The organism is Neisseria sp. P0008.S002, assembly GCF_051962805.1.
Lineage (GTDB): Bacteria > Pseudomonadota > Gammaproteobacteria > Burkholderiales > Neisseriaceae > Neisseria > Neisseria perflava.
The window spans coordinates 69,150-77,815 of the sequence record NZ_JBQCUY010000010.1; the positions used below are offsets into that span (position 1 = coordinate 69,150).

Genomic DNA, 8,666 nt, shown 5'->3' on the forward strand with positions numbered 1-8,666 from the left:
AATTTTTCCAAGTTAAAAATAAAATTAAAATTTCTATCGGGTCATTTAAAAATATTCCCCAACAGCATATATTTTCCAATCAATCAGCTTAGTCCTAGATACTTATTCAAGCGTGAATTTGACAGGTACTTTAAATTCAGTCCAAACGCTTGCATGACAGCTACCATCTTTAACGGCTTTACGCGCTGCATTATCCAGACGACTATAACCACTTGATTTATTCACACTAATTGAATCCACTTTACCGCCGGGACCAACCAAGACTTTCAAAACAACCAAGCCCTCTTCGCCATTTTCAGTGGACAGTGAAGGATACGGAGGTCTCGGAATATGGCAGGTTCCTTTTGCCGGATTGCCTTTACTGCTGCCGGCACCTGTACCGCTGCCACCACCTCCGCCACCGGTACCGGAACCATGTTCGCCTTTCGCACCGCCGCTACCGGATCCGCCGCCTTCGCCACGGCCGCTGCCTGTACCTTTCGTACCGCCGCCGTTGCCTTTTCCTTCTCCACTCAAGGCTTTGCCTTCGCCGTTGCCTTTACCGTTTTCAGCAGTGTTCGGCCCGGTTTTGCTGCCTGAGTATTCAGATGCTTTAGGAGATGGTTTAGGTTCTGCCTTCGGCTCTGGTTTTGGTTCAGGTTTTGGCTCGGGCTTCGGCTCAGGTTTGGGTTCCGGCTTAGGCTCGGGCTTAGGTTTCTCGATAGGTTTCGGTTTTTCCTTTTGCTGCACGATATCCGCTTTTTCTTTTTTCGTTACCACAGGTTTGATAACAGGTTTGGGCGGTTCGACAGGCTTAGGTTTGGGTTTCGGCTTGGGTTTCGGTTGTTCTGGAGTAGGCTCGGGGGCTGCAGGTGCGCCTTCGCCTTCAGGGCTGCCGTCACCACCGCCGAAATCACCTAAATCGACAAATTCAATATTCGCCATTTCGACAGGAGGCGGTTTGTGCGCGTGCCATAAAAGTGCAACCAAACCGACGTGAATCAACGCAACGGAAGTCACGACGGCTGGAGTTAAAATTCGTTTTTTATCCATAATTCCGTTATGTTAATAGCAACAATTCCCGTTTGCAAGTCGTTTTACAGTCAAAATAAGCATTAATGCTTATAGAGAAAGTTTATAGACCTGCTGTTTTAAAGGCTGCATATCATAATATGATATTAGCTCTCATTACTAATATTATCAAACAAAAGGTTGTTTTAAAAGATAAGCGGTAAGACAAAACAGCCTATTCTTCCGGCGTTTATGCTATCCGCACATTAAACCAATATCGAAACTTCATCAGACCGATAAAAATTCAAATGGTTTCAAATCATCTGTATTTTTATCCATAAAACATCAGGCCGTCTGAAAGCGCTCTTCAGACGGCCTGATTCAAACAAAATCATTTTTTCCGTTTCGCCCTTGGGTGCGCCTCATCATAAACGCGCGCTAAATGGTCGAAATCCAGCTTGGTATAAACTTGCGTAGCGGAAAGGTTGCTGTGCCCCAACAATTCCTGCACAGCACGGATATCGCCCGATGCCTGTAAAAGATGGGTTGCATAGCTGTGGCGCATCATGTGCGGCGAGATATGGCTGGCACTGCCCACGCGCACTGCCCACGCCTGCAGGCGTTTTTGGATTTGACGTTGCCCCAGCCTGCCGCCGTTCTTATTGGTAAACAAGGCCTGCTCGCCCTCTTTGGCAATACGCACTGCCAAATAATCGCGCAATGCCGCAATGCTTTTAGCCACTAAAGGCACTTGCCGTTGCTTGCCGCCTTTACCCTTCACACTGACCCAGCCTTCGTCCAAGACGATACCGTCCAGATTCAAACCTTGTATCTCGCTCAGGCGCAAACCGCTGCCATACATCAATTCAAACATGGCCTTATCGCGCACGTCCAACTCATCATCAACCGGCGCATGGTCAAGGATATGGTTTAAAGGCTCTTGCGGCAGCGCTTTGGGCAGGCGTTCTGGCAGGCGCGGCGCTTTCATATTAAATGTCGGATCGCTTTCCATGACTTCTATCTGCACCAGCCAACTGCAATACTGCCGCCATACCGACAATTTCCGCGCCAAGCTGCTTTCGCTCAAGCCCTTTTGCGACAGTTTTTTCAATACCGCCACGAAATCACGGCGCTTCGGCAGGCCGTTTTCAAGATTATCGGGCAACAGACGCATCAATTCACTCAAATCGCGCCGATAAGCGGAAACGGTATGCTCCGACTTACCTTGTTGCAGCAAGGTTTTCAGATAACGCTCAAGATGAAGCGCAAAATTGTTTGATTCCGCCATTTCAGACGGCCTCCAATGCTGCTTTCAAGGCCGAAGGCAGACGACAGACACGCTGCTTGCCATAATCGAAACACACCATGCCCGTCTGCACTTTCGCCAGCACAAGGCCGTCTGAAATCCTGCGGATACGGTACAGCAAAGAAAAGCCCACACCGGCCACGCCCGCCGCCCCCATTTCCACCGACAGCTCATCACCATGATGACCTTGCGCCAAATACTGCACCGCCGCATCCGCCATAATCAGGCCAGCCCCTCCAGCATCCATTTCGCTCCAACCCAACGCCGCCAGCCAACGCATCCTCACTTCATGGCACAAACGCAACACCGCATCGTTCGCCAAATGGCCGCCATAGTTCACATCACTCACCTGCACCGTCAAGGCCGTCTGAAACAAAGGCTTATCACACTCGGCCACCGAAATCCTATCCATTTTGCACACCCGTTTTCAATACTACGCCATTATAAACCGAGACCCTGTTCGTTAATATATAAAAACAATGTAGCAGCTTGTAGTTTTTCATTTCAAAAAACATTATAATTTATCGGATAAATTTACCCTTCACTACTTCAGGAGCTCCTCATGGCACTCGTATCCATGCGCCAATTATTGGACCATGCTGCCGAAAACAGCTACGGTCTGCCCGCATTCAACGTTAATAACCTCGAACAGATGCGCGCCATCATGGAGGCGGCCGATCAAGTCAACGCCCCCGTTATCGTTCAAGCATCCGCAGGCGCACGCAAATACGCAGGTGCCCCATTCCTGCGCCATCTGATTTTGGCCGCAGTCGAAGAATTCCCGCACATCCCTGTCGTAATGCACCAAGACCACGGCGCATCTCCTGATGTGTGCCAACGCTCCATCCAACTGGGCTTCTCCTCCGTGATGATGGACGGCTCGCTGATGGAAGATGGCAAAACCCCTTCTTCTTACGAATACAACGTCAACGCCACCCGTACCGTCGTTAACTTCTCCCACGCTTGCGGCGTGTCCGTTGAAGGCGAAATCGGCGTATTGGGCAACCTCGAAACCGGCGAAGCCGGCGAAGAAGACGGCGTCGGCGCAGTGGGCAAACTTTCCCACGACCAAATGCTGACCAGCGTTGAAGATGCCGTACGTTTCGTTAAAGATACCGGCGTTGACGCATTGGCTATTGCCGTCGGCACCAGCCACGGCGCATACAAATTCACCCGTCCGCCCACAGGCGACGTATTGCGTATCGACCGCATCAAAGAAATCCACCAAGCCCTGCCGAACACCCATATCGTGATGCACGGCTCCAGCTCCGTTCCGCAAGAATGGCTGAAAGTCATCAACGAACACGGCGGCAAAATCGGTGAAACCTACGGCGTACCGGTTGAAGAAATCGTCGAAGGCATCAAACACGGTGTCCGCAAAGTCAACATCGACACCGACTTGCGCCTCGCCTCTACCGGTGCCATCCGCCGCTTCATGGCAGAAAACCCATCCGAATTCGACCCGCGCAAATACTTGAGCAAAACCGTCGAAGCCATGAAACAAATCTGTCTTGACCGCTACCTCGCATTCGGTTGCGAAGGCCAAGCCGACAAAATCAAACCGATTTCTTTGGAAAAAATGGCAACCAAATACGCCAAAGGCGAATTGAACCAAATCGTTAAATAATCCGTATCTCGGATTCACACTAAGGCCGTCTGAAAACTTGAAAATAAGGTTTCAGACGGCCTTAGCTTTTGGGAAATTTATAGTAAAATCTTCCACCGACTACACATCAAAACACATCGAAAGCAAACATGAAACTCGCCGTTATTTTGCCGGCCTATTGTGCCGAAGCTTATTTGCCCGAATGCTTGGATTCGGTATTGAATCAAACATTCCGCGACTTTTTCGTCATCGCCATCAACGATGCTTCAACAGACAAAACCGGCGAAATCCTCGAGGCTTACGCAGCCAAAGATTCACGTTTGCAGGTTTTCCACCTTCCGGAAAACAGGGGCGAGCCGTTTGCCTGCCAATTTGCCATGGATATGCTCAAAGACGTAAAGGTCGAATATATGGCACGAATGGACGCGGACGATATTTGCGCCTTGGATCGTTTTGAAAAACAGATTCAGTTTTTAGACAGCCATCCCGAAATCGATATTGTCGGCGGCCAAGCCACCATCTTTTTTGATGACCAAACCGGAAGAGAACCCGTTTTAAGCGACCTCCCCCTGCTCGACAAAGACATTAAAGCCTTTCTCTCCTTTGCCGCCCAAAACATGTTCAACCCCACCACCATGTGGCGGCACGACAGCATTAAAAACCTCGGGATAAACTACACCGCGACAGAAACCGCGCCCGATTTCCATATGTGGGTACAATGCGCCCTACATGGCAAAACCTTTGCCAACCTGCCCGAGCCTTTGTTGTCATACAGGATACACACAACTCAAGAAAGCAAAAAAAGAGACAAAATCAACAGATCCGTTCAATACACCATGGAGTTGTGGATCAGTCATCTCTTCCCTGATTTGAACGCGACGGAAGTAACGCTCTTAAGCCGCATCTTGTACGAAAAGCAACTGCGCTTGACCACTGAAGAGCTGAAAACCATTTTTGCCGCCTATGACAGAATCAGCAAAGACCGCAGCATTTCTTTGTTTGGCGAAGACCGCAATACCATGTTCGGCATGATAGACAATTTCTTCAATTTCTTAAAAAGCCGGTTGAAATTCACTTAAATTATAAAAGGCCGTCTGAAACCTCGGTTTCAGACGGCCTTTATCTATTTCAAAATCAATCTAAATCAGAACAAGCCATGAATCACGCCTTCCGCGTCCACATCAATTTTCTCGGCAGCCGGAACTTTCGGCAGGCCTGGCATTTTCATCATATTACCGCACAACGCAACGATGAAACCTGCGCCGGCGGAAACAGTGATACCGCGCACGGTAATGCGGAAGCCTTCGGGGCAGCCCAACAGTTTGGCGTTGTCGCTCAAAGAGTATTGGGTTTTCGCCATGCAGATCGGCATTTTGTCCAAGCCCAGTTTTTCCAGTGAAGCGATTTCGGCAGACGCTTCCGCGCTGAAATCGACGTCTTCCGCGCCGTACACTTTTTGGGCAATCGCACGGATTTTGTCTTTAATGCTCGATTCGACATCGTAGGCGAAGCCGAAGTTATTCGGTTGATTTTCGATGGCGTTAACGACTTTGTGCGCCAAGTCTGCACCACCCGCGCCGCCTTTGCCCCATACTTCAGTCAGGGAAACTTCGACGCCGTGTTCCGCGCAGGCTTTTTCAATCATGGCCAACTCAGCATCTGAGTCGGAAACAAAGCGGTTGATGGCAACCACCACAGGCAGGCCGAATACGTTTTTCAGGTTGGAAATGTGTTTCAAGAGATTAGGCAGGCCTTTTGCCAAGGCTTCGAGGTTTTCTTCGCCAAGATTGGCACGCTCCACGCCGCCGTTGTATTTCAAAGCGCGGACGGTGGCGACGACAACAGCCGCATCAGGTTTCAAATCCGCCAGACGGCATTTGATGTCGCAGAATTTTTCCGCGCCCAAATCCGCGCCGAAGCCTGCTTCGGTTACGGCATAATCGGCAAGGTGTTTCGCCAAACGGGTAGCCGTTACAGAGTTACAGCCATGGGCGATGTTGGCAAACGGGCCGCCGTGTACAAAGGCCGGAGTGCCTTCGATGGTTTGTACCAAGTTAGGCTTAATCGCATCTTTGAGCAATGCCGCCATCGCGCCATTCGCTTTCAAATCTTTAGCATAAACAGGGCTGCCGTCTTTAGCGTAAGCGACAAGGATGTTGCCCAAACGCTCTTTCAAATCACTGATGTCTTTGGCAAGACAGAATACCGCCATCACTTCGGAGGCAACGGTAATGTCGAAACCGTCAGGACGCATCACGCCGTCAACAGGTTTACCCATGCCGTCGATGATGTTGCGCAACTGACGGTCGTTCATATCGACCACGCGACGCCACAGCACGCGTTTCGGATCGATGTTCAACTCATTGCCTTGGTAGATATGGTTGTCGAGCATGGCGGCAAGCAAGTTATTCGCCGCACCGATAGCGTGAAAGTCGCCGGTGAAGTGCAGGTTGATGTCTTCCATCGGCAAAACTTGGGCATAGCCGCCGCCTGCCGCGCCGCCTTTAACACCAAACACCGGCCCCAAAGAAGGCTCGCGCAGGGCGATAACAGAGTCTTTACCGATATGGCGCAATGCATCCGCCAAACCGATGGTTACAGTGGTTTTACCCTCACCCGCAGGAGTCGGATTAATGGCGGTAACCAAAATCAGACGGCCTTGTTTTTGCGGCAACTTGAATGCCTCGGCAGGATTGATTTTGGCTTTGTAATGACCATAGGGCTCGATGTTGTCAACGTTCAAACCCAGCTTGGCGGCAATTTCACCAATCGGGCGCATGGTGGAAGACTGGGCAATTTCAGCATCGGTTTTGAAGCTCATGATTTTCCTTTATTGAGAGAGGGAAAGGCCGTCTGAAACAATATAATAAAGACGGCTGGAAGAAAAAGAATATTAGTTCTATTATAGCGTTTTCCAAAGACAAACCGCAGTGAAAATTTCGATATTTCATCAACAAGCGGATTCATATTGTCAACAATTTGAAACAAAGGAATAAAACATGAGCAGTAACGCATGGCTGTTTTGGGCATTAGCATCGGCAGGCTTCGCCTCATTGACCGCCATCTTCGCCAAAATGGGTTTACAAGGAATAGATTCCGATTTTGCCACCTTTATCCGCACCTTAGTCATTCTCGCCGCTTTAGTACTGTTTTTAACCTACACCGGCAAATGGCAGGGCGTGAACGGCTTTACCGGCCGCAACTGGACATTCCTCATCCTATCCGGCCTCGCTACCGGCGCATCTTGGCTTGCCTACTTCAAAGCCCTGCAACTGGGCAACGCCTCACAAGTCGCGCCCGTCGACAAATTCAGCCTAGTCTTGGTCGCCCTGATGGCCGTCGTTTTCTTAGACGAACGCCCAAGCACGCAGGAGTGGATAGGCTTAGGCTTGGTAACCGCAGGTGTGTTGACTTTAGCTTTGAAACGATAAAGATTGGGATATCAAAAAAAGGCCGTCTGAAAAATTTCAGACGGCCTTCGTTTCAACCAATCAGCTCACAATTAATTTGAACCGACTTTGATTTTTTGCCACAAGTTAACAGACAGTTTTTTCGCATCTGCGCTCATTTGAGGCATGACGAAACCGTCTTTCATGTCTTGCTCGTTCGGGAAAATAGAACGTGTGTTCACCAGCTCTGCAGGCATTTTTTCGCGTGCCGGTTTGCTGGCTGGGGCGAAGGTTACGGCGATACCGTTTTTCGCAGCCACTTCTGGATCAAGCGTGTAGTTGATGTATTTATGGGCATTAACGATGTTTTTCGCATCGGCCGGAATCAGCCAAGATTCAATCCAGAAGCCCATGCCTTTCGGCGTCAACACTTCAATGCCGACGTTGTTTTTCACTTCTTCGGAACGCGCTTTGGCCAAGTTCAAATCGCCGCCGTTACCTGCCGCCAAGCAGATATCGCCGCGCGCTAATTCGTCAATGATGGAAGGGCTGAAACGTTTCACGTCAGGACGGATGGTTTTCAAAACTTCTGCAGCCGCTTTCAAATCTTCAGGATTCGAGCCTTTAGGATCTTTACCCAAGTAGTTCAACAAGATTGGGAACATTTCGCTCGGGGTATCCCACAAAGCGATGCCGCAAGATTTCAGCTTGTTGGTGTATTCGGGTTTGAACAGCAAATCCCAGCCGTTTTCAGGCAATTTTCCGCCCAAAAGCTCCTTGCCCTTCGCCGTAATCGCAATCGTATTCACACCTGAGAAGTATGGAACGGCGTATTGATTGCCCGGGTCGGCGGTTTCCAACATCTTCAGCAATTCAGGGTCGATGTTTTTGTAGTTCGGAATCAGATCCTTATTGATTTTTTGGTATGCACCTGCCTCAATTTGTCGCGGCAGGAAGGCAATACCGGGTACAACCAAGTCATAGCCGGATTTGCCGGTCAGCATTTTGGCTTCCAGCGTTTCGTTGTTTTCATACAAATCGTAAGTCAGCTTCAAATTGTTGGCTTTTTTGAAGTCTTCGACTGTACTTTCGTCAACGTAGTTTGACCAGTTGTAGATATTCAAAGTATCGGTGGCGGCTGCTTCGGCATTGGCAGCAGGCGCGCTGCCTGCTTGAGGTTGCTCGGCTTTTTTCTCGCCACCGCCGCACGCGGCCAAAGACAATGCGGCCAATACGGCTAATACAGATTTTTTCATACGGGCAGATTCCTGATGAAAGAGTGGTTAATGTCAATAAATAAGGGGTAAGCGGATTAAATGGTTGATCTTACCTTTGCATGAGAGTGAGACAGACTAGCATCTCATCGGATTATCTG

General features: G+C 49.6%; 8 protein-coding genes. 3 read left to right on the top strand and 5 right to left on the bottom strand.

Going from position 1 to position 8,666, the window contains the following annotated elements; genetic code table 11:
* Positions 1-102: 102 nt before the first annotated feature.
* The 3 genes from ACTHSA_RS10540 to ACTHSA_RS10550 all read right to left on the bottom strand — a co-directional run bounded on the left by ACTHSA_RS10540 (position 103) and on the right by ACTHSA_RS10550 (position 2,708).
* Positions 103-1,032, bottom strand: a complete 930-nt coding sequence (locus ACTHSA_RS10540; protein ID WP_049344498.1) for an energy transducer TonB — start codon at positions 1,030-1,032, stop codon at positions 103-105.
* A 349-nt stretch (positions 1,033-1,381) separates the two neighbouring features.
* Positions 1,382-2,278 (bottom strand): tyrosine recombinase XerC, encoded by an 897-nt coding sequence (locus ACTHSA_RS10545; RefSeq protein WP_440367156.1) that lies wholly within the window; start codon positions 2,276-2,278, stop codon positions 1,382-1,384.
* A gap of 1 nt (position 2,279) precedes the next feature.
* On the bottom strand, positions 2,280-2,708 hold the full coding sequence (locus ACTHSA_RS10550; protein WP_440367155.1) for an acyl-CoA thioesterase: 429 nt from the start codon (positions 2,706-2,708) through the stop codon (positions 2,280-2,282).
* A gap of 150 nt (positions 2,709-2,858) precedes the next feature.
* Here ACTHSA_RS10550 and fba point away from each other — a divergent pair, with 150 nt between their 5' ends.
* Entirely contained in the window at positions 2,859-3,923 is a 1,065-nt protein-coding gene (gene fba / locus ACTHSA_RS10555) for a class II fructose-bisphosphate aldolase (RefSeq protein ID WP_003686828.1), read from the top strand.
* Between the two features lie 128 nt (positions 3,924-4,051).
* Positions 4,052-4,981 carry a glycosyltransferase family 2 protein gene (locus ACTHSA_RS10560; protein ID WP_440367153.1) on the top strand — a complete coding sequence of 310 codons (930 nt, stop codon included), beginning with the start codon at positions 4,052-4,054 and terminating at the stop codon, positions 4,979-4,981.
* 65 nt (positions 4,982-5,046) lie between these two features.
* Here the strand turns inward: ACTHSA_RS10560 and ACTHSA_RS10565 are convergent, their stop codons facing one another.
* Positions 5,047-6,723 carry a formate--tetrahydrofolate ligase gene (locus tag ACTHSA_RS10565; protein WP_440367151.1) on the bottom strand — a complete coding sequence of 559 codons (1,677 nt, stop codon included), beginning with the start codon at positions 6,721-6,723 and terminating at the stop codon, positions 5,047-5,049.
* A gap of 178 nt (positions 6,724-6,901) precedes the next feature.
* Here ACTHSA_RS10565 and ACTHSA_RS10570 point away from each other — a divergent pair, with 178 nt between their 5' ends.
* Positions 6,902-7,333, top strand: coding sequence for an EamA family transporter (locus tag ACTHSA_RS10570; RefSeq protein ID WP_003680126.1), 432 nt, complete (start codon positions 6,902-6,904; stop codon positions 7,331-7,333).
* Positions 7,334-7,404: 71 nt separating this feature from the next.
* On the opposite strand, the gene ACTHSA_RS10575 is transcribed toward ACTHSA_RS10570, so the two are convergent.
* Positions 7,405-8,547 carry an extracellular solute-binding protein gene (locus tag ACTHSA_RS10575; RefSeq protein WP_070625056.1) on the bottom strand — a complete coding sequence of 381 codons (1,143 nt, stop codon included), beginning with the start codon at positions 8,545-8,547 and terminating at the stop codon, positions 7,405-7,407.
* Positions 8,548-8,666 lie beyond the last annotated feature (119 nt).